This window comes from Micromonospora sp. MP36 (assembly GCF_008119785.1).
Lineage (GTDB): Bacteria > Actinomycetota > Actinomycetes > Mycobacteriales > Micromonosporaceae > Micromonospora.
In genome coordinates this window covers 31,920-51,974 of the sequence record NZ_VSFA01000050.1, presented here as the reverse complement: position 1 = coordinate 51,974, position 20,055 = coordinate 31,920, and the positions used below count along the sequence as shown (strand labels likewise).

General features: G+C 67.7%; 16 protein-coding genes and 1 pseudogene. 12 read left to right on the top strand and 5 right to left on the bottom strand.

Features of this window, described 5'->3' with window-relative positions; all coding sequences use genetic code 11:
• Both FXF52_RS26230 and FXF52_RS26225 read left to right on the top strand, forming a co-directional pair.
• Nucleotides 1–428, top strand: a pseudogene (locus tag FXF52_RS26230) (hypothetical protein); the annotation flags it as partial.
• Between the two features lie 172 nt (nt 429–600).
• On the top strand, nt 601–2,232 hold the full coding sequence (locus FXF52_RS26225) for a hypothetical protein (RefSeq protein WP_148800999.1): 1,632 nt from the start codon (nt 601–603) through the stop codon (nt 2,230–2,232).
• A 153-nt stretch (nt 2,233–2,385) separates the two neighbouring features.
• Here FXF52_RS26225 and FXF52_RS26220 read toward each other — a convergent pair whose 3' ends face one another.
• Nucleotides 2,386–2,709, bottom strand: coding sequence for a sugar ABC transporter permease (locus FXF52_RS26220; protein WP_148800998.1), 324 nt, complete (start codon nt 2,707–2,709; stop codon nt 2,386–2,388).
• A 272-nt stretch (nt 2,710–2,981) separates the two neighbouring features.
• Between FXF52_RS26220 and FXF52_RS42550 the strand changes: the two genes are divergently transcribed.
• From FXF52_RS42550 to FXF52_RS26200, 5 genes are all read left to right on the top strand, one after another.
• On the top strand, nt 2,982–4,937 hold the full coding sequence (locus tag FXF52_RS42550) for a DNA/RNA non-specific endonuclease (protein ID WP_222870687.1): 1,956 nt from the start codon (nt 2,982–2,984) through the stop codon (nt 4,935–4,937).
• A gap of 328 nt (nt 4,938–5,265) precedes the next feature.
• Entirely contained in the window at nt 5,266–5,991 is a 726-nt protein-coding gene (locus FXF52_RS26210) for a hypothetical protein (protein WP_222870686.1), read from the top strand.
• Nucleotides 5,992–6,041: 50 nt separating this feature from the next.
• Nucleotides 6,042–6,677 carry a molybdopterin oxidoreductase family protein gene (locus FXF52_RS42545; RefSeq protein ID WP_370518025.1) on the top strand — a complete coding sequence of 212 codons (636 nt, stop codon included), beginning with the start codon at nt 6,042–6,044 and terminating at the stop codon, nt 6,675–6,677.
• Between the two features lie 155 nt (nt 6,678–6,832).
• The gene (locus FXF52_RS42540) at nt 6,833–7,279 is read left to right on the top strand and encodes a molybdopterin dinucleotide binding domain-containing protein (RefSeq protein WP_222870684.1); all 447 of its coding nucleotides are present in this window, start codon (nt 6,833–6,835) and stop codon (nt 7,277–7,279) included.
• A 338-nt stretch (nt 7,280–7,617) separates the two neighbouring features.
• Complete coding sequence (locus FXF52_RS26200) at nt 7,618–8,109, top strand: hypothetical protein (RefSeq protein WP_148800996.1); 492 nt, start codon at nt 7,618–7,620, stop codon at nt 8,107–8,109.
• A gap of 724 nt (nt 8,110–8,833) precedes the next feature.
• On the opposite strand, the gene FXF52_RS41835 is transcribed toward FXF52_RS26200, so the two are convergent.
• Together FXF52_RS41835 and FXF52_RS26190 are read right to left on the bottom strand one after the other, a co-directional pair.
• Nucleotides 8,834–9,037, bottom strand: a complete 204-nt coding sequence (locus tag FXF52_RS41835; protein WP_187413702.1) for a hypothetical protein — start codon at nt 9,035–9,037, stop codon at nt 8,834–8,836.
• 386 nt (nt 9,038–9,423) lie between these two features.
• Nucleotides 9,424–10,293 carry a Rieske 2Fe-2S domain-containing protein gene (locus tag FXF52_RS26190; RefSeq protein WP_148800994.1) on the bottom strand — a complete coding sequence of 290 codons (870 nt, stop codon included), beginning with the start codon at nt 10,291–10,293 and terminating at the stop codon, nt 9,424–9,426.
• Nucleotides 10,294–11,086: 793 nt separating this feature from the next.
• Here FXF52_RS26190 and FXF52_RS26180 point away from each other — a divergent pair.
• The 5 genes from FXF52_RS26180 (at nt 11,087) to FXF52_RS26160 (ending at nt 18,470) form a co-directional block, all read left to right on the top strand.
• The gene (locus FXF52_RS26180) at nt 11,087–13,486 is read left to right on the top strand and encodes a LamG domain-containing protein (protein ID WP_255472359.1); all 2,400 of its coding nucleotides are present in this window, start codon (nt 11,087–11,089) and stop codon (nt 13,484–13,486) included.
• A 97-nt stretch (nt 13,487–13,583) separates the two neighbouring features.
• Complete coding sequence (locus FXF52_RS26175; RefSeq protein WP_148800992.1) at nt 13,584–14,819, top strand: MFS transporter; 1,236 nt, start codon at nt 13,584–13,586, stop codon at nt 14,817–14,819.
• An 89-nt stretch (nt 14,820–14,908) separates the two neighbouring features.
• Complete coding sequence (locus FXF52_RS26170; RefSeq protein WP_222870683.1) at nt 14,909–15,880, top strand: hypothetical protein; 972 nt, start codon at nt 14,909–14,911, stop codon at nt 15,878–15,880.
• A 328-nt stretch (nt 15,881–16,208) separates the two neighbouring features.
• The gene (locus FXF52_RS26165) at nt 16,209–17,375 is read left to right on the top strand and encodes an amidohydrolase family protein (protein WP_222870682.1); all 1,167 of its coding nucleotides are present in this window, start codon (nt 16,209–16,211) and stop codon (nt 17,373–17,375) included.
• 309 nt (nt 17,376–17,684) lie between these two features.
• Entirely contained in the window at nt 17,685–18,470 is a 786-nt protein-coding gene (locus tag FXF52_RS26160) for an enoyl-CoA hydratase/isomerase family protein (protein ID WP_148800989.1), read from the top strand.
• Between the two features lie 3 nt (nt 18,471–18,473).
• On the opposite strand, the gene FXF52_RS26155 is transcribed toward FXF52_RS26160, so the two are convergent.
• Both FXF52_RS26155 and FXF52_RS26150 read right to left on the bottom strand, forming a co-directional pair.
• Nucleotides 18,474–19,031 carry a YceI family protein gene (locus tag FXF52_RS26155; RefSeq protein WP_148800988.1) on the bottom strand — a complete coding sequence of 186 codons (558 nt, stop codon included), beginning with the start codon at nt 19,029–19,031 and terminating at the stop codon, nt 18,474–18,476.
• An 80-nt stretch (nt 19,032–19,111) separates the two neighbouring features.
• Complete coding sequence (locus tag FXF52_RS26150; protein ID WP_148800987.1) at nt 19,112–20,032, bottom strand: SDR family NAD(P)-dependent oxidoreductase; 921 nt, start codon at nt 20,030–20,032, stop codon at nt 19,112–19,114.
• Nucleotides 20,033–20,055: the final 23 nt, after the last annotated feature.

The following is a 20,055-nucleotide window of genomic DNA, read 5'->3' as shown; positions in this document are numbered from 1 at the left end:
AAATCCGACTCAGGATCGCTAAGCTGATCAGGGACGCTGGATCGCTTGCGGTGTACTACGTGACACGCCGGTCCTCGCCATCCCGTACAAGGGCCGGGGCTGGACCGGCGTCACCGGCGGGCGGGAACGGCCTGTTCCAGCCCGCGGCCCGGCCGGCGCTGGCCGCCTTCGAGGTCGGCTACGAGGACTACCGGCGGCTCAAGACCCTGGCCTGCGACGGTTTCGCGTTCACCGCGAACTTCGCGCCGGGCCCGCCTGGTGTTCGACGGCACGACGTTCTGCATGCACGACGATCCAGCGGTCGTGCTGCAGAAGACGTGTGCATCCGCCGGGCCGGCCTGGCCGGAGCAATGGTCTGGTCGCTGGAGGGCGACGATGGCGATGCCACGGTGAACGGGACGATCAGCCTCGGCCTCACGGCGCCGTAGCCGTACCTCGCGGTCCCGCTGGTGCCCCTGCCGCCCCATCCAGCAACCCCACCGACGTCGTCGGTGCGGTCGCCGCAGGGGGCGACTGACGGACCGATCTGATCGTTCAGCCCTATGCGATCGCCGAACGCGGCAGAGTTGGCGTCGCGCCACGTGCACTGGAGGAGGGCTCGTGCGATCAACGCACCGACGACTGCTGGCGCTACTCGGTATCACTGCGGCGGTTCCGCTGGCCGAGGTCCTCGTGCTGGTGCTGATCAGGTTCCTCACGGCAGAGGGGCTGGCGCCGCAGAGCACCGCAGTCTGGCCGTACGACTCCTACCACGACATGCGCTGGCTGCTCGTCTACCACAACACCTGGCTCATGTTCGGCGCCGGCCTGCTGGCCCTGATCGCCCTGCGTGGGCTGCTGTCCGCGACGATAGTCAGCCTGGCCTGGCCAGCGCGCAGCCCACGGCCGCCGTACCGGGCGCTGCTCCTGCGCAACATCGGAGTGGCGGCGTTCGGGGCGGTCCTCGTCCTGCCGTTCGCCGCCTACGCGGTCGCCGCGTCGGTGGTTTCGCTGTCCTGGTTCCTGTTCTCCGCCCTGATTCCGATGCTGCTGCTCGCCCCCTTCCTGCAGCGGATGTCGGTGGGTCGGGCGTGGTGGCGCGGACTGCCGTCGATTGAACTGGTCGGCTGGTCGCTACTCGACTTCGCCGTGATCACCGTTGGCGGCGCGCTGGTGTGGACCACGCCGGAAGGTTGGACGCCACTCGTCGCCGCTGCCGTCGGCGCGCTCAACGGTCTGCTCTGGCGGCAGACGGTGCACGCGGCCGTCCTGCAACAGCGGGTACGTTGGCCGCGGGTGCCGGTCGTGCCGATCGTCGTGGTGCTCGCCCTAGCCGTTCCGCTGGCGTCGCAGTGGCTCTCCCAACCCGGCAACCAGGCCAACACCTTTACACCGCCGATCTTCACCCGGCCGCTGCCGCCGCGCGTGCCCTACGCGGTGATCCTGCTCGCCGGACACGACTCCGCATACGACGGCCGCCCTGCGGCGGATCCGAACGTGGAGCTGTTCTCGTACGTCGGCCTGGACCCGCACGGTCACCCGCTGTCCTACCGGCCGAACGCCACCCACCGATCGTTGGAGTCCAGCGCACAGTTGCTGGCCGCGCAGGTCGAGGCGGTACACCGGCGGACCGGCCGGCCGATCGCCCTGATCGCACAGAGCGAGGGAGTGGTGGTGGCGCTCACCTACCTCCGGAACCGGCCTGGCCCTCCGGTGCAGGCGCTGGCAATGTTCAGCCCGCTGACCCGCGCCGGCCGCACCTACTATCCTCCGCCGGACGCCAGTACCGGTTGGGGGCTGGCCGCCGGGTGGCTGCTGCGGGTGATGTTCAAGGTGACGACCATCGGCAACCGGGCCGCCAGCACACCCGACGAGCCGTTCGTCCGCTCGCTGCTGGACCAGGCGCCCTTCTACCGCTTCCATATCCTGTGCCCGATCCCGGGCGTACGCGTTGTCGCGTTCCTGCCCACCGTGGCCGCGGCCGAGGCCCCACCCGGCCAGACGATCCCGATTCCGGTCGTCGAGGTACCGACCTTCCACGCGGGAATCATCGGCCGGATGAGCGCCAACGACATCCTGACCACCTTCCTCGCCGGCGCCGAGGTCAACCACCCCCGCCGCGAGTTCGGCCCCCTCCAGAAACTCGGAGATGCCTGGCTTGCACCCACCCTGGCGATCACGCTGAACCCGGTCTGGCGGCCCACCGCGCAGCCCGGCCCGCCCTTTACGATGGCCCGGTTCTGCCACCGGTGAGCGTCTCAGGTCTTCTACCTCACGGTGACCGACATCGGCGCGCTGAGCCGGCCCTCGTTCCCTCTGCGATCCAGCCCGGACACGCAGTAGGACAGCGGGAGCGACGACGCGACGTTGCTGGCTGAGACGATTACGGCAGAGCGGGTGCCCGAGTTACGGCATGCCGTCACGGCCGCCGCAGCAGCTGCCGGCCTTGCCGACGTAGAACCCCGTGTACAACCATGTCATGACGACGACGATCCCGATCAGGTACGCCGGCTCGGCCAGCCAGAGCCGGGTCAGCCGGTCCAGACCGACCGCCTCGAGGAGGTTGTTGAGCACACCACCCGCGTTGGACGGCGCAAAGACGTACTTCCAGACGATCGCGATGACCACGACCGACACCACTTGCGGAAAGAAGTAGACCACCTTGTATGCGGTCGACCCGCGCACCCCGGTGACCGCCCCACCCCGTCCCTGGCCGCCTACATTGAGCATGGACGCCAGGAACAGGGAGAGCAGCAGAGTCAGGACTGGGACGACCCAGGCGCGATGCCGACCTGGCGCTACCGGCTCGATGGCGAGTCGATGCCTTCACCTCTTCGTCGTTCGGCGGCTGATGTCTGCGGCATAGCTTGTCCAGTCGCCGGCGCTGGCGCGTTGCCAGGCCCTTCTCGTGGACTCCGCAGTCAGGTACCGGACAGCACCCACGTGTTCGATCGATTAACGTCAACGCTTCGCGGCTCAATCAGTCCATCGGGGAGGACACCATGAGCAGGCGACAGATGCTTTCGTGCGGCACGGCATTGTTGGCGCTGTCGTTGACCGGTTGCACAGCTGATCGCGAGAAGCCGGAACTGACGACGAAGGATGCCTTTACAGAGGCCGTCGAGGCGCTACGGCGGTCACCGGCCGTGCACTACACCTCCGACGTGGGCGGCATGGCGACCACGACACGAGCGACCAGCGGCGGGCATTCCCTGGGCATGATGACCTTTTCTGGCATCGGCATGGAGAGTTTGACGGTTGACGGCAGGACCTACCTCCGCTTCCAGCAGGGCCTTCCGATGCCTGGCGCCACCCGGGCCCAAGCCAGCTTGTTGAGCGGGAAGTGGATCACGGGAGCCGCCGCGGTCAATCCCGTCATCCAGCAGCCCTTCACGCCCCGATCCCTCGCCGACGCGGTCGACGAACGCCTACGCGCCACGGGTACCTCCTTTCCTTCCCGTGGCGAAACAACCTCGGTGGAGGGCAGGAACACCTGGAAGGCCACTACTTCGCAGGCTGACATCTATGTGACCGCTCAGAGCCCGCACCGTTTGGTGCAGATCGCACCGAAGAACAGAGCCGACGGACCCCCGTCACTGCCCAGCCTGCCGAACTTACCGAGCGGAGAGGGTTCTTCTGCCGCCCCTCCCGTGCCTAACCTGCCGTCGCTGCCAAAGTTGCCGACCCTGCAAGGCGCTCGGCGCTTGTCGACCGCCGCGGGCGGCAGCCGCGAATCCCGACAGGTGAGTTGGGGACGCATCACGTCTGCGGCGCCAGCGCCAGCACTGTCCGGGCGCGTCCGACTGGCCGACATGGGACAAGCCGAAGTGAACTCACTCTTCCGAGACCTGGTCAGCAATGCCAAGCAGTTGGAGGAGTCGTTCGACCTGTCCTACCAGTTCACCGCAAAGGGCAGTGCCAAGTTCACGGGATGCGGTCCCGGGGCATGCCGGGTGACCGTCATTGTCAACAGTCGATTCGTCGGCAAGGATCTGGAGGCTCCCAAGACCGCGAGCGCCACCATGACCGTCACCATGACGGGCGACGGCCGACCAGTAGGCGGCTGCACAACCACGGGCACGCTCCCAGTCAACGCAACCGGTCAACTGAGCTGCACCAACACCTCACCGGCTTGGACCAGCTGGTACCTGCGAGCCCGTAATCAGCGGGGTACGCACGTCTACGCGGCGCAAGCCGAAGTCTTAGCGCGTGCGATGACGCGGGTGCAGGTTCAGCGGATCGTCGACGAACTGCAGGAGTGGCTCGATGATGCCCTCAGTCGCCTGCAGCCAACGCCTTCCCCAACCCCAACTGCCGGTCCGGTACCAAGCTCCAGCGCCTCGCCCGCACCTATAACCCCATCGCCGTCCTCCACCAGGGCCGCCTGTTTAGTTTCCCGGCCCTCGGGTGCGAAGAGCAGCGGAGGCGGATGGATCCTCAACACCACCCAGCCGGTGACGCACCGCAACAAGACCACCGCCCCCGCGGGGCGCCCTGGCGCCCGCGCGACCCAAGCCACAGCCTGTCTGACCAAACCCCGAGGCCAGGGAAGCGCCGCCCAAGGCGACATCACCGGCTGGCAGGACGCGCAAATCTTCGCCGCCGCGAACGGCGGCGGCAGGCTCGCCCGATGCCACCTGGTCGCCAACATCCTCGGCGGGAAGGGCATCGCGGTGAACCTTGTCCCCTGCTGGCAGGTCGGGATGAACACCGGGACGCCCAGCATGCGGACATACGAGAGTGATACCCAAGCCGCAGTAGGCAGGCTGACTACAGGTGAAGCGGTGTACTACCAGGTGACACCCCACTATCGGGACGCCACCAGCACCATCCCCAAGTCCGTCACCATGAGCGCTACCGTTCAGATGAGCAATGGAATGACCCGGCCCCTGTTCAGCGGAGTCGTCATCCCCAACGATCGGACCGTCGGCGGAAGATTGCTCAACCTCGGAAACTGAAATCCCCGGGCCACCAGGAGCCGACATGACCCGCACCACCCCACCGCGGCCGGCGGACATCGTGGCGGTGTTCCCTCGGCTGGCCCCGTTGGCACGCACGGCGACCCGGCTGCACCCGCGCCCCGGCTCGCCGTCCCCCAATGGCAGTTCGATCGGCGGTCCGCTGCTGTGGCCAGCCGCCGAGCCGTGGCCGCACTGCGACGGTCCTCACGAACCGGACGGTAGGCCCGCCACGACACCGGCCGACGTTAGGCTGCTGCGACGGATCCTGGCGTCCGCAAATAACCGGCCGCAGGGCGACACGCTGTTCACCCCGGAGGAGCAGGCGGTGGTGGACCGGATCGATGTCGGTCATCCATGGCCCGAGGAACCGATCGCCATGCTGCCGGTCGCCCAGCTTTACGTGCGCGACGTGCCTCTCCTACGCCCGCCTGAGCAGGCGGACATGCTCCAGGTGTTGTGGTGCCCCTTCGACCACCCTGAACAGTACATACCCAAGACCGCGCTGTTCTGGCACTCCTCAACCGCCGTCACCGACATCCTCACGGCCCCCCCAGAGCCGGCTGTGGTTCAGCACGAGGGCTACGTGCCAGAACCGTGCCTCGTCCACCCGGAGCAGGTCGTGGAGTACCCCGCACCCCTGGAGTTGGACCGGGACCTGCGCGAGCAAGTAGAGCAGTGGAGCGCGCGCCACAAGGCTGGCGCCGAACCAGGCAGCGCCTACGACCAGGCAGAGGCGGCTTTCTACCAGTACGAGTTGTCCGTCGCACCCGGCTGGAAGGTCGGCGGCTGGGCTCCCTGGACCTTCACCGACCCCCACCCCCAGCACTGCCCCGCCTGCAACACGCAGATGGTGCCGCTGCTGACGATCGCGTCGAACGAATGGGACGACAGCAACCACAGCTGGATCCCGTATGAGGACCAAGCCGCCGCCTCACACACCACCTACCCCGACCCGGCACACCCGGCCATGGTGTCCATAGCCGGGTTCAACCAACAGATCTACGCCTGCCCCGCCTTCCCAGACCACCCACACACAGAGCTGATGCAGTAACGGCCCCCGCAGACGCAAATGTCAAGGTTGATCTTGTTCCCTCCTGACCGTTGACAGCTCGTCCAGCCGCCGCTGCCCCCAACTGCTCCATAACCCGCCTCCAGACGCATGCGACCGACATTCCAACCCTTCGTCGAGCAGCTTGCTCTGAACCGCCGCGGCAGTCCGCGCCCGATTCAACCGAGCCTGGCAAGCAGACGTGCCCGCCCGGCCCGGGCTGCGCATCCTGGACATGTTCGCCTCAGCCATCGCCGGACGGGTGCGGGGCCATGTACGTCATCGGCGAGGACATCGCACAAACCGACCCCGACAGCGGCAACGTGCGCGTGGCACTGGCCGCCTGCGACCTCGTCATCAACCACGACCTGTTCCTCTCCACCACCGCCGAACACGCCGACGTGGTGTTCCCGGCGGTGCCCTTCCTCGAAAAGGACGGCACCTTCGTCAACTTCGACCGCCGCATCCAACGAGTCCGCCCCGCGCTGGACCCACCCGGGCAGGCCCGCAGTGACTTCGACATCCTGCACCTGCTGGCCCGCACGATGGGCGCCGACCTCGGCTGCCCCACCCCTGCCGACGCGATGGCCGAATGCGCCGCACTGACCCCCACCTTCGCCGGCATCTCACACCCGACTCGACCGCGACGGGCCACTGCACTGGCCCTGCCGCAGCACGAACCAACCTAGCGAGGGGGACGCCTCTACCTCGACTCATTCGCCACCCCCGACGGCCGGGCCGCGCTGGCCGCCCGCCCGTACCTGCCGCCCGGAGAGCAACCAGACACCAGCTTCCCGTACATCCTCATCACCAGGCGTCGGCTGGTGCACTACAACAGCAGTCGATGAGCCGCCGCACCCCGAACCATCAACTCCGCCCGGACGAGGTCCTCGACCTGCACCCCGACGACGCCGCACGGCTCGGACTGAGCGACGGCGACCTGGTCCAAGTGACCAGCCGCCGCGCAACCGTCACCTTCCCCGTCCACCTGACCGACACGATCGCCCCCGGCCAGATGTTCACCGCGTTCAACTTCCCCGACACCCCCACCAACGCCCTCACCTCCGACGCCACCGACACCGAAACCGGCTGCCCCGAATACAAAATCACCGCCGTATCCCTGAGCCCTCTCCGCATTGGGCGGTGTCCCTATCGGGCCCCGGCTCGCGCCGTCGTCGACCCCCGCCAGCGTCCAGGAACCGATCAGCCCGACTGGGTCCACCTGCAGCCCACCCGCAGTCGACTCGGGAACGGCGGCCTGGCCCTACCTGCAGCGGTCGTCTCCGGCTGAGCCCGTTCGCCGCAGCCCGCGAGCAACGCCCCAACCGCCACCACTGCGACCAGCCACCTGTTCCGGCTCATCTTCTCTCCCGTCCCACCGGCCATCCGGGGTGCTGATTCCCTCACGCCTGTTGCTTGGACGGTGTCGGCCAGCGGTTGCTGACGTAGGTGATCCACTCGTGTTGCCAACCGACGAACGCGGGCCGCGGCCACCACGTGCCGCCGTCGAGCAAGGGGATCGCGACGGCGAGCGGGTACTCCCGGTACGAGCCGATCGCCTCTCACTGCAGATTCCTGGATGCGGCAATCAGCCTCGACACAGCCAGCAGTCTCAACGAAAATGCTTGGATGAGACGCCGGTCGTGGTATCTGTGGGCGACAATCGCAGCGGTTGGAACGGCCTGCCTGATCACGGCTTCCCTCATCTGGGGCGGCCAGGCGATAGAGTTTGCAAGCTGGATATCCGGGATTGGCAGTCTTGTCCTGGCGGCAGCGGCTCTGCTGACGGGCAGACCCGAAAAGGCGCCTGCGGAGCCGACCTTGATCGTGTCCACCCACGAGGACCCGACTTCTACCCTGTATGACGACGCGGGGAGCCTGCGCTACACAGCTCGACACGACGGCGGAATGCTGTTGATCGAGCCGGAGATCCCCTATCTGAATTCGGTACGCGATGGCGGCGAAATCACGCCACTACACTATTGGCACAGCCCGTGGGAGGAGTCGTTCCACTGGCCGATCCTCGATATCAAAATCGTCAACAACTCGAACAGGACAGTTCTGTTCCACGAGGCGGCGCTGCACGTCAAGGCGTCCCAATACGCACGGACGTGGGGCTAGGCAGACTCGTCGAGGACTCGTCAGGTCACCAGCTGTGGCGGCTGGACAGGGCCGAGTACGCGACATTGCGACTTCGCGCTCTCGGCCCGTTTCCCGACGGGCATGTGGAGCTCGCCGGAACGCTGCAGTACGACCAAGCCGAGATAGACGGGTCGCACACTCGTCGCACGAACGCGATTCGATCGGCAATATCCCTCAACGAGCCCGGGGCCGGTGCACCACTTCCGCCGTCACACAAGTATCTCGTGCAACTCCGTAGCGATGGTAAAAATTACATCGAGACTCTCCCGGTGTCCCATTCTTTGGCACCAGGAGAGAGTGACCGACTCCTCATCAGCATCGCGGCGGATCGGTCATCGGTGCATGAACTGAGCCTGCAATTACGGTACAACGATGACGGGGTGGTCGCCTCCGGTCCGATCAACTTGACGCTCTTCCGCTCAACCGCCGACGAGATGCCCGCCTCGCCCGTCGATCATCATGAACCTGTCTGAGAGGTGAGACCCTCGGTGTACCGCGCCGGTGGGTGTGAGGGTCAATGACCGGGTCGTGCGGATGGCGCAGGAGCAGGCCGGGCGGGCACTTCGCTCGGCGTCGTGGCGTGCTGGCCTGACCTCCGGTGTGCTGGCGACGTGGCCCGCCGATCCGCGTCAGCGCACCGCGCAGCATTGCGGTCCGGCCGCTCGGATACGAAACGGGGCGCAGCGCCTGGATCTGGTCCGGGTCAGGCCGATACGAAGGTGTGCGCCGGGTAGATCTCTGGCGGCACCTCGACGCCGACTTCCTTCAGGACCGGCATGAGGCGGTCGCCGAAGCGGCGGGCAGCCTCCTCGGACTCCCACACGTCGACTACCCGGAAGCCATGATCGCCCTGTCCGGCGATGTGCACCAGCAGACCCTCGACGGGCCAGTCTTCCGGCTTCTCCATGCGGCTCTTTCCGCCGCTGAGCTTGCGGACGGTTTCCTCGTATCGCTCTTGGGTCAGGCTCGGCCCCTGATGAACAACTACGACTCGCACAACGCCCCCTCGTTGATTTGCCACTAAAAGCGCAGAATACTTCAGATGGGTACGGGTTGGTTCGGGTTCTGCCACCCGCTGCGGCAGCGCGGCACGGCCGCCGTAGCGGTCGCGGTTCGGCCCGGCGGTACCCGGCGTCGCCTGCGTGAGACGGCGCAGGGCTTCATACCGTCTCAGTTCCTGCGTGCCGCTTGCGGCCCGCCTTGGCCTTAACCCCCGGGCAGCGGCGGCCGACGAAGCCCAGAAGCGCCCCCAGCAGGAGGACCGCTCCGCCGTACCATGGCCACCCCTCGCGGTCAGGGCAGTGCGGCCTCCAGCACGCCGTCGGTGATCCGCGTGGGCAGCACCTGCTGGTCGGTGCTGGACGGGCCGTGCACGACCTCTCCGTCCTTCATCTGGAACGTGCTGCCGTGCCAGGGGCAGACGACACAGGCCTGCCCGTCGACCTGGATCATCTTCCCCTGGTCGAGCGGCCCGCTCTGGTGGGCGCAGCGGGCCAGCATGACGGTGATGTCGGTGCCGTCGCGGTAGACCACCACGGGCACGTTGTCGACCCGCCGGGCCAGCATCTGGCCTTCCTGCAGCGAGTCGACCTCGGCCACCCAGCGCCACCCGTACTCGACCCGGTGCATGTCCGGGGCGCCCTGGTTGACCTGCGCGGTCTGCTTGTAGACGAGGTGGCCGCCGAGGTAACCGCCCGCGCTCACCGCCGTCAGGCCGAACAGACCAAACATGCGGCCGAGCTGGTGCCGCCCCCGCAAGCGGGCGGCGAGCGAGCCCGCGTACAGGGCGACGGCCAGGGTGTTCGTGGCAGCGTGCACCAGGCCGACCCGCCGTTCCTCCTGCCAAAGCCAGGACCAGTCGTTGATGCCGGTCAGCGCGGCAGGCAGCGCGCTCACCGTGCCGACCGCGACCAGGGTCGTAGCGGCTCGCTCCTGCCCTCGCGTCCGCCGCCCCGGCATCAAGTCGAGGACAACACTGCTCATCCACGCGCCCATCGGAACCTGCACCAGCGCCGGGTGCAGCGGATGGCCCAGCCACACCCCGTGCAGCGCATCCTTGACCCGTTGCGGCCGCAGCAGCGACCACACCTTCGGCTGGAGCCGGTCCCCCACCCGGTCCAGCGCGGACGCCCGCTCCAGCTTGTTCATCAGCCCGGCACGCATGGCGCCGCCCTTACCCCGCGATTGCTCAAACACTCAACCCCAGTGCCCCCTCGGGAACCGGTGGCGGAGCTGCACCAAAGATCCCAATCGGCCAACCAGCTTGCTCAGGCCGGCCAACCACCGCCGATCCGATCGGCCAGCAGACCAAGCGCGCCCACCGCCCGAGACGACCCGCACCGGCCTGGAGGTGGTCTGTTGGCCGTCCGGCGACCTCGCGCCCGCCGCATCGCTGCCCAGCGAAGTGCGACTGGCTCAGGAGTATGGACTGAGTCGGACCGTGCCGTGCGTGCGGGCGGGCAGTGGTGCGGTCAGCGAACGCCGGGTTTGCACGTCCCGGATCGCACGGACGAACTCGCGGACGTGGCCGGGTCGACGTGGCCGGTGTCGCTGTACGTGTCCTTGAGGTAGCTCCCGACGATGACGGCGTTCGGCCCGGTGTGACCCGAGTTCGGCCGGACGACCACCTCGCATGCGGTTTCGACCGCTCGGCGCGGCGCGATACCCGTTCAGCGCTCTGCTCGGTCGATCCATCGCGGGTCTCGTAGCTGCTGGTTGCTGCCCGGATGGAGCGACTGATACCAATGCGCCATCCGTCGATCACCTCCAATGCGAAAGGAGGTGGAGCCGCTCACTCGTTCTCAGACAATGCGGGCCCGACAACGTCCAGACGCACCCACGGGCTGTCCTCTATGGACCTGCGGGTGGGCTGCCACGTAGTTGACAGGGAGGCCGAGATCAGATGGCAAAACAGTTGGCAAGAAGGAGGACCATCGCTGCAATAGCCGTGACGACGATGGTGGTCGCCATACCGGCACCGTCCTACGGCGACAGCCACGAGGGTCCTGCGGCAGGTCTGACGAACTACATTCCCGACGAACCGTTGCCCAACGCCCCAGTACCGCCGCAGGAGCGGCTCGATGCCCTCGGCATCAGCGGTTACCCCGACCGCCTCAGCGTCCGTCCCGGCGAGTCGGTCCGCATCATGGTCAGCACCAAATCCCCCACCTTCAGCTCGAAGATCGTCCGGGTCAGCCACGGCGATGCGGATCCGGCCGGACCCGGCATCCAGGAACAGGTCATCGATACTCCGGTGAACGGAACGTATCCCGGCAAGGACCAGCGGCTGCCACTCGGGTCGTACGTCACCGTCCCGGACAACAGCAAGCTCAGGCTGACCGGCAGCTTCAGTATCACCGCCTGGATCGCTCCCACCACGATCCCCGGCTCGCCGTACAACCGGACGGCCCTGAAACGCACACCAGTCGGCACCCCACGAATGCAAGGACTGGTCACCAAGTGGTCCGAGGCCGACCACGCCGGGTACGGCCTCTTCATCGACGAGCTTGGCGGCCTGGCCCTGCGTCTCGGGTCATCCGGTGGGGCGGAAACGGTCTCCACCGGCGTGAAGCTGAAGCCGTGGGCACCGGCCATGGGCGGACCTGAGATGTACTTCAACAGAAACCCACGACCAATGCACGTCAACAACTCGGGCTGGTATTTCGTCGCGGCGACGTACGACGCCCGCACACGCAAGGTCACCCTGACCCAGAAGCCGGTGTCGACTCTCCCCGACGACTCTCTGGCGGCCGTCACCAAACAGGTCTCCACAGCTCAGCTCTCCACCACAGGTGCACCGCTGCTGATGGCGGGTTCCTGGAACCGCCGCGACGACGCCCAGCCGTCGGGGCTGTACAACGGCAAGATCGAGTCGCCCGCCGTCTACGACCGGGCACTCAGCTCGAACGAGCTGGCTGCCTTGAGCGACGGCAGGCGCCCAGCGCGTCCGGTCGCCGCCTGGGACTTCTCCCGGCAGATGTCGACCGACCAGGTGGTCGACGCCGGCCCACACCGGCTGCATGGTCGGGCGGTCAACGTGCCGGTACGGGCGCTGACCAGCCACGACTGGGATCGCCGGACCATGAACTACAACGAGGACGCGTCCCAGTGGGGCGCGATGTATTTCCATGAGGATGACCTCGGTGACGCGGCCTGGTCGCCGAGCTTCACCTTCCGGGTCCCGGACAACGCCCGCAGCGGGGTGTACGCCGCGCGACTCGAAGCCGGCGACAGTATTTACCATGCGACATTCGTCGTGCGTCCGAAGAAACCGACGGCGAAGATCGCCATGCTCGTGCCGACCCTCAGCTACCTGGCTTACGGCCAGACCGGGGGCACGATGAGCCAGTACTCCGACCACGCCGACGGCAGCGGGTACGTGTATTCGTCGGCGCGCCGCCCGATCGAGAACCTGCGGTCGATGGCGACGGGCCGCAATGGCGAGGGCAGGCCGTGGCAGTTCGAGGCCGACACGCACATCTTCCACTGGCTCGACACGAAGGGGTACGACGTCGACTACCTCACCGACCACGACCTGAACGCCGAGGGCCAGGCACTGCTCAACCACTATCAGACGGTCATCACCGGCACCCATCCCGAGTACATCTCCACCGCCGAGATGAACGCGTTCAAGGGCTGGCTCGACGACGGCGGCCGCCTAATGTACCTGGGTGGCAACGGCTTCTACTGGGTCACCTCGCTGGACCGCGCGGCCGCCTACAGCGAACTGCGCCGACACGACGGCACCGAGGCGTGGCAGGCGGCACCAGGCGAGTACTACCACAACACCACCGGCGAGTTCGGCGGACTATGGCGGTTCCGCGGCCGGCCACCGCAGGAACTGGTCGGCGTGGGGTTCAGCGCCCAAGGCTTCGGTCACCCGAGCGGCAGCGCACAGTACAACGTGCCGTTCGATCGAGGCGAAGCCAGCTACTCCGCCGCTGGGTCGTGGGTCTTCGACGGCGTCACGGCAAAGGAGGGCATCGGCGGCGACCTGCCGAGCCTGCAGTCGCCTGGCGGCCCGATGGGTGAGGAGGTCGACCGCGTCGACTACTCGCTCGGAACACCGGCCAACACGGTCGTGCTCGGCACTTCGCAGCCATTCGGAAAGCAGTACATGCATGTGGTGGAGGAGATCAACACGTCGTCGTTGTTCGAGGGCGGCGACACCAACCCGATGGTGCGAGGAGACGTCACCCTCGTGCGCTACCCCAACGGCGGCGCCGTCTTCTCGGCCGGGTCGATGGTCTGGACCGGAAGCTTCTTCCACAACAACTACAACAACGACATGACCAGGATCACCGAGAACGTCCTGAACAAGTTCACGTCTGGGGCGCCACTGCCCGGCGCGAGCTGATTGGTGGCCTGGGGGCAGCCCACGAGGTGGCTGTCCCCAGGCTCGGGCCGCCGACGATATCCGCCCGTGTCTTCCCCAAGGTGAGGTGGATCCTGCCGTGTACATCAGTGTTCGCAACCCACAGGGCACTCCGGTCACCTCGCGCGCCGTCCGCCGCGGCATCCCGCAGACCGTCCTCGTACTCGGTGCGGTGAGCCTGCTCACCGACATCTCCACCGAGATGGTCACCGCGGCGCTCCCACTGTTCGTCACCGTCGGCCTCGGGCTCTCACCGTTGGCGTTCGGTGTCCTCGACAGCGTCTACCAGGCCGGCACGGCCGCGGCCCGGATCGCCGGCGGCTTCACCGCCGACCGCCTACGGCGCCCTAAAGCCGTCGCCACCGTCGGCTACGCGCTCGGCGTGCTCGCCAAACTCGTGCTGCTGCCGGCGGCGAGCCTCGGCGCGCTGTCGGCGGCGGTCGGCGTGGACCGGATCGGCAAGGGGCTACGCACCGGACCCCGAGACGCACTGATCGCCGGCTGTAGCGCCCCGGAGGCCCTCGGCAGGTCGTTCGGCATGCATCGGGCGCTCGACACAGCTGGCGCGCTGCTCGGACCAGTGTTCGCGTTCTACCTGTTGACGGCTGCGCCTCGCGACTTCGACACGCTCTTCGTGGTCTCGGCGTGCATCGCCGGACTCGGCGTGCTGCTGTTGGTCAGCAAGGTACGTGAGGAGCGATCCGCCGCCGAGGGGGCACCCCGGATCAGTCTCGCCGGTGCCGCCCGCCTCGTAGCTCAGGGTCGCAAACTTCGGCGGATGCTGCTCGCCGCCGGCCTGCTGTCTGCGATGACCATCAGCGACGCGTTCCTCTACCTCACGTTGCTCGAACGGGGGGCCGTGTCATCCCGGTTGTTCCCGTTGCTGTTCCTGGCCACCAGCCTGGTGTACCTCATCGGGGCGATCCCGCTCGGTCGGTTGGCTGACCGGTTCGGCCGCATCCAGATGTTCCTCACCGGGCACCTGCTGATCGTCGGCGCCTACCTGGTCGCCGCCGGTTCCGACGGGTTACCGAGCGTGGGGCTGGCGCTCGCGCTGCTTGGCCTGTACTACGCCGCTACCGACGGCGTCCTGCCCGCCGCGGCCGCCACAATCGTCCCGCCGCAGTGGATGTCAACCGCCATCTCCACACTGCAGACATGTGTTGCCCTCGGCCGTAGCCTGGCCGCGATCATCTTCGGCGCCCTGTGGGCCGCCATCGGCCCGGGCACCGCGCTGTGGCTCTTCACCGCAGGGATGGCAGTCGTCCTCGCGCTCACCACGCCGGCCCTGCTACGTCGGCCATCGGAGGTCTGAGAATGCCGAACATCGCAAGCCGGGCCCGCCGAGCTGCCGAGCCGACGCTGGGTCCCACTCCGCCGCACCGGAGCCGGTCACGGGCCACCATGGCCGTCGCCGTACTGCTCGTCGGTGTGGCGGTCGGAGCCGTCGCGGTGTCGATACTCGACCGACGTGGTGAGTCGGGCGCCGGAGCAGCGACCGCGGACCTGTTCGCAACGGAGCACATCGTCTTCCGCTCCCTGCAGTCCGGGCCCGACCACGGCCGGATCGCCTACGTCGAACCGCACGACCCCACATCCACCCGGCGACTCGCGGATCCCCGCTGCATTCGGGTCGCCGCCGCGGCGCACCGGGCGGTCTGCCTCCGCCCCGGGGCCACCCCGCTGCAACCGTACGAGGTCGTCGAACTCGACCAGAAACTCAACCCGACAGGCGATCACGCGCTGAACGGCGTCCCGAGCCGGGCGCGCGTCGCACCCGACGGCCGACATTTCGCCACCACCACGTTCGTCAGCGGCCACAACTACATCTCGCTCGGGTTCTCCACCGAGACGCTCATCTACCGCGTGGGTGGTGAGGTCGTCGCTAACCTCGAGAAGTTCAGTTTCCTGATCAACGGCGAGCAGGACGAAAGTGTCGACCGGAACATCTGGGGAGTGACCTTCTCCGCCGACTCGAACACGTTCTTCGCCACCGTGGCGTCCCGGGGCCGCACGTACCTGACCCGAGGCGACCTGACCAAACACACGCTGACCGCGTTGCGAGACAACGCGGAATGCCCATCGCTGTCCCCCGACGGACGACGGATCGTCTACAAGAAACGGGTCGATCCAGTCGCCGACCGGGCCTGGCGCTTCCACTCGTTCGACCTGGCAACCGGCACCGAAACCCCGCTCGGCGAAACACGCAGCGTCGACGACCAGGTCGCCTGGCTGGACAGCGAGCACATCATGTACGCCGTGCCCAAGGCCGGTGAGGGCGGCGCCGCCGACATCTGGAGCGCGCCCCTCGACGGCGGCGAGCCGAAGCTGCTGATCCCGGACGCCGACTCGCCAACCCTGGTCGGCACCACATGACGGCCCCGGAGTGGGCCACCCCCGCGGAGCTCTCAAGCCACGTCGGTCAAGCGCGTGGCCAGAGAGTTGATCTCGGATCCCAGTCAATGAAGCGCCCCCATAAGCGGGCCAGGAAGCGTGAAAGGAAACAACCATGTGTGAAGAGCACAGTCACCTCACCACCGAAGAGGAACGGACTGCCCGCCGCATCACCACAACACGACGCAGCGTGCTCGCAGGAGCAATGGCGTTGGCCGGGGCCGGGCTCACCAGCGGCGCCGCCCACGCCGCCAGCTCGAACAACCCCGGCGCAACCGCCGGGAAGCGGCCACTCACACCGGAGCCGATAGTGCTGACCGGGGCGAAGCTGCTCGACCCTCTGACCGGGGAAGTCGCCGAGAACGCCGTCATCGTGTTCGAGCGGGGCAAGGTGGCGCTCGTCGGTGCGGCCGGCACGGAGGCCGCTGCCCGACGGTCCCTCGGCAAATCGGTGCGTGTCGTCGATGTCGCGGGCCGCTTCGTCCTTCCGGGGCTGCTCGACGCCCACGTACACGTCTCCACCGTCGCCAACGCCCAACGTGCGCTGCAGAGCGGAGCGACCACGCTGCGATCTGCGTCCACAACCTTTTTCCAGGACATCGGAGTGAAGGCACTCGCCGACTACCAGCCGCAGTCAGTGCCACGCATGGTCCCGGCCGGATTGTTCGTCACACCCAACCTCGGCGATGCCATCCTCGCCGATCCCGCCCTGGCACCGCTATCCACCCGACCCGACGGTATTCGTGATCCCCAAGACCTCGCATACCTCACCGGCGTGAACATCGATCGCGGCGCCGAGGCAGTAAAGACCCGAGCCACCGAGCGGGCAGGCCTGCCGGAACAAGACCCTCGACAGCAGGTGTACTCCTACGAGCAACTCGCCGCCGTAGTGGCCGCCGGGCGGCGCCGCAAGACCCCCGTCCTCTGCCACTCTCACGGGGAGGAAGGCTGCTACGACGCAGTTCGAGCCGGCGTCTCGAGCCTCGAACACGGGACATGGGTCAACGAGCAGACCCTGGACCTGATGGCCCGCAAGGGCACGTTCTTCACCCCGACGTTCTCCGCGGTCGTTGACCTCGCCGAGCCGGCCGGAGAGTACACCGACCCCAGGCTCGTCGAGCGGGGGCGGGAGATGCTGCCCGTACTACAGGCAGCGGTGGCCGCAGCGCACGAACGAGGCGTGCCGATCGTGGCCGGCACCGACACCAGCTACACCCCGGCGACGCTGTCGAGTATCGGTGGGGAGGTCGCCTACATCCACCAGGCGGGAGTGCCGCATCTCGACGCCATCCGTGCGGCCACCACCAGCGCGGCTCGCCTGTTCGGCCTCGACGGAAGAGCCGGACGCCTCGCCCGCGGCCACTACGCGGACGCCATCGTCGTCGACGGGGATCCACTGTCGGACATCACCGCGCTGCAACGCCTACCCATGGTCATCGCAGGCGGCGCCGTCGCGAAGGATGAACTCACCACCTGACTTACCCCCATCCCTTCAGCCGGTGACCTCAGCACGACCACCGCTAGAGTGGACCCGCCCTCAGGCAGGGCCCACTCCAGCAAGGGCCCCCCGACTGGGTGCGGCGCGACCTCGTCGATCGCCACCAGCCCACCGCCCTGATCACCGAGGTCCCGCCGGAGCCAAGTAGGCTGGGCCGCCAGGCTGGCGGTGGAATCGAACTGCACCGGGCTCGGGGAGAGTGACCGGCCAAGGCTGTGCCGGTCTCGGCGACCCAATGTCCACCGGACCAGATGGCTGACAGCCTCCGCTAGCAGAAAGGCGGGAGTAATGGCTGACGGCACCGGCGTGGTGGTACGTCGTGCGGGTCAAATGGCCGAGTTGACGCTCGATCGGTCGGCGGCCCACAACGCGCTCAACACCGTCATGGCCGAGGCGATTGCCTCCACCTGTGCCGAGTTGGCCGAAGATCGCAGCGTCCGAGCAGTCGTGGTGGCTTCCTCGAGCCCGACGGCGTTCTGCGTCGGTGCGGACCTGAAGGAGCGCAGCGGTTTCAGCGACGCCGACCTCCTGCGGCAACGGCAGGTCTTTCGTGCCGCGTTCGGCGGTGTGCGCGCGCTTCCGATGCCGGTCGTGGCTGCCGTGCACGGGTATGCCCTGGGTGGCGGGTTCGAGTTGGCCCTGTCCTGCGACCTGATCGTCGCCGATGAGACAACCGTTCTCGGCCTGCCCGAGGTGCGGGTCGGCCTCGTCCCCGGCGGCGGCGGCACCCAACTGCTCAGTCGCCGGATCGGCCTGGCCCGGGCGGGCGACCTCATTCTCACCGGCCGCCAGGTACGCATCGACGAGGCCGAACGCCTCGGGTTGGTCGACCGGCGGGTGCCGGCCGGACAGTCCCTTTCCGACGCGCACCAACTGGCCGAACAAATTGCCGCCAACTCGCCGGTCGGGTTGCGCAACGCCAAGCGCGCACTGACCTACGGCTTCGATTTGCCGCTCGCCGCCGGGCTGGAGGTCGAGGATTCGGCCTGGCACGCGACGGCGTTCTCGAGCGACCGCCGGGAGGGCATCGCCGCCTTCACCGAGAAGCGGGTGCCCCGCTGGCCCGGCGTGTGACCATCAGGACCGCAGGTCCGCCTGGATCTCCAACTCGATCTGCACCTTCTCGCTGATGGCCATCCCGCCGCCCGGAACGGGTCCGTTGTAGCTGACCCCGAAATCTAAACGGTTGATCTCCGTCATGGCGGAGAAGCCGGCTTTCCTGGCGCCCTGGCTGGTTGCTACGAAGGCCGGGACGTCGACCGCGAGGGTAACTGCCCGGGTGATGCCGCGGATCGTCAGGGCACCGTCGATGAAGAACTCGCCGTCAGCCTCACGTACGGCGGTGGAGGCGAAGCTCATGACCGGGTGGTTCGCAACGTCGAGGAAGTCCGCAGAACGGACGTGTTCGTCGCGCGTTTCATTACCCGTGTCGATCGAGGTGAGGTCGATTGACGCGGTCACCGACGAGAGCCTCGGGTCGTCCGCCGTGATGATCACTCCGCTGACCTGGGTGAAGCGGCCCCGCACCTTGCTCACCATGAGATGGCGGACGACGAAGCCGACGTAGGAGTGGGCGGCGTTGATGGTCCACGTGCCGACCGTGTAACCCGGAATGTTCAACTCGTTGGTTTTCATCCTGCTCCCTGCGGTGCCACTGGCCGTACGGCCGGATGTCTGCTCGGCGCCGCCGAGCCCTGGCAAGTCCCGTACCTGTCCTATCGCGCCCGCATCGGCTGGTCGGCAAGCTCCGGGTACTCCCGGCGGATCAGGTCCACCTCGTCCATGGCACACCCGGGGACGGCGATGAGCTCCGAGTCACCACAGACGCGGGGCAGCTCGACTGCAGCCTCCTCGGCGGTCAGCTCCGGCGAGAAGTAGCCCTGGTTCGCCCCGAACACCAACCGGCTGATCCGCCCGCCGCCGGCCGAGATGACCTCGCCGGACACCGCGCAGTCGGGGTGTGCCAGGGCAACGACCGCGGCGGCGACCCGTTCCGGCGGCACCATCGGCGTCAGGTGCTGGTACACCTCGCCCGCCATCCGCGAGGCCGCAACCGGCGCGATCGCGTTGACCCGGATGTTGTGCGGTGTGCCCTCCTGAGCGAGGGTCCGGGTGAGCCCGATGACGCCCATCTTCGCCGCCGCGTACACCGACGATCTGCGCTGCCCGAACACGCCCACTGCCGAGGTGGTGGTGATGATGGAGCCGGACTCCTGGGCCACGAACCGCTCCCACGCCGGGGCGATCACGTGAAACGCACCGATCAGGTGGACCGCGAGCACCGGCTCGATGTCCGCCGTGGACACCTCGGCGAACCACTTGGCACGCCCGATGCCGGCGTTGTGAATCAGGATGTCGATCCGGCCGAACGCCTCCATCGCCGCGTCGATCACGGCGCGCCCGCCAGCCGCGTCGGCGACGCTGTCGGTGGTCGCGACCGCGATGCCTCCGGCCTCGTTGATCTCACCGGCCACCTGCTCGGCAGGTACCGGCGAGCGGTCGTCGCCGGAAACGGATGTCCCGTTGTCGTTGACGACGACCCGCGCCCCGCGGCGCGCCAGCTCCCGTGCGTAGGCCGCGCCGAGCCCTCGGCCGGCCCCGGTGATGACCGCGACCTGCCCATCGAACGACAGCATGCTTCCTCCCTCATTTGCCGACC

Bases quoted from the DNA above. Each gene is read 5' to 3' on its own strand.
- FXF52_RS42550 (WP_222870687.1), top strand. From the start codon at position 2,982: ATGAGCAGGCGACAGATGCTTTCGTGCGGCACGGCATTGTTGGCGCTG.
- FXF52_RS26155 (WP_148800988.1), bottom strand. From the start codon at position 19,031: ATGAAAACCAACGAGTTGAACATTCCGGGTTACACGGTCGGCACGTGG.
- FXF52_RS26190 (WP_148800994.1), bottom strand. From the start codon at position 10,293: ATGCGTGCCGGGCTGATGAACAAGCTGGAGCGGGCGTCCGCGCTGGAC.
- FXF52_RS26170 (WP_222870683.1), top strand. From the start codon at position 14,909: ATGGCCGTCGCCGTACTGCTCGTCGGTGTGGCGGTCGGAGCCGTCGCG.
- FXF52_RS26220 (WP_148800998.1), bottom strand. From the start codon at position 2,709: ATGCTCAATGTAGGCGGCCAGGGACGGGGTGGGGCGGTCACCGGGGTG.
- FXF52_RS42540 (WP_222870684.1), top strand. From the start codon at position 6,833: ATGAGCCGCCGCACCCCGAACCATCAACTCCGCCCGGACGAGGTCCTC.
- FXF52_RS41835 (WP_187413702.1), bottom strand. From the start codon at position 9,037: ATGGAGAAGCCGGAAGACTGGCCCGTCGAGGGTCTGCTGGTGCACATC.
- FXF52_RS26180 (WP_255472359.1), top strand. From the start codon at position 11,087: ATGGTGGTCGCCATACCGGCACCGTCCTACGGCGACAGCCACGAGGGT.
- FXF52_RS26150 (WP_148800987.1), bottom strand. From the start codon at position 20,032: ATGCTGTCGTTCGATGGGCAGGTCGCGGTCATCACCGGGGCCGGCCGA.
- FXF52_RS26160 (WP_148800989.1), top strand. From the start codon at position 17,685: ATGGCTGACGGCACCGGCGTGGTGGTACGTCGTGCGGGTCAAATGGCC.
- FXF52_RS26200 (WP_148800996.1), top strand. From the start codon at position 7,618: ATGAGACGCCGGTCGTGGTATCTGTGGGCGACAATCGCAGCGGTTGGA.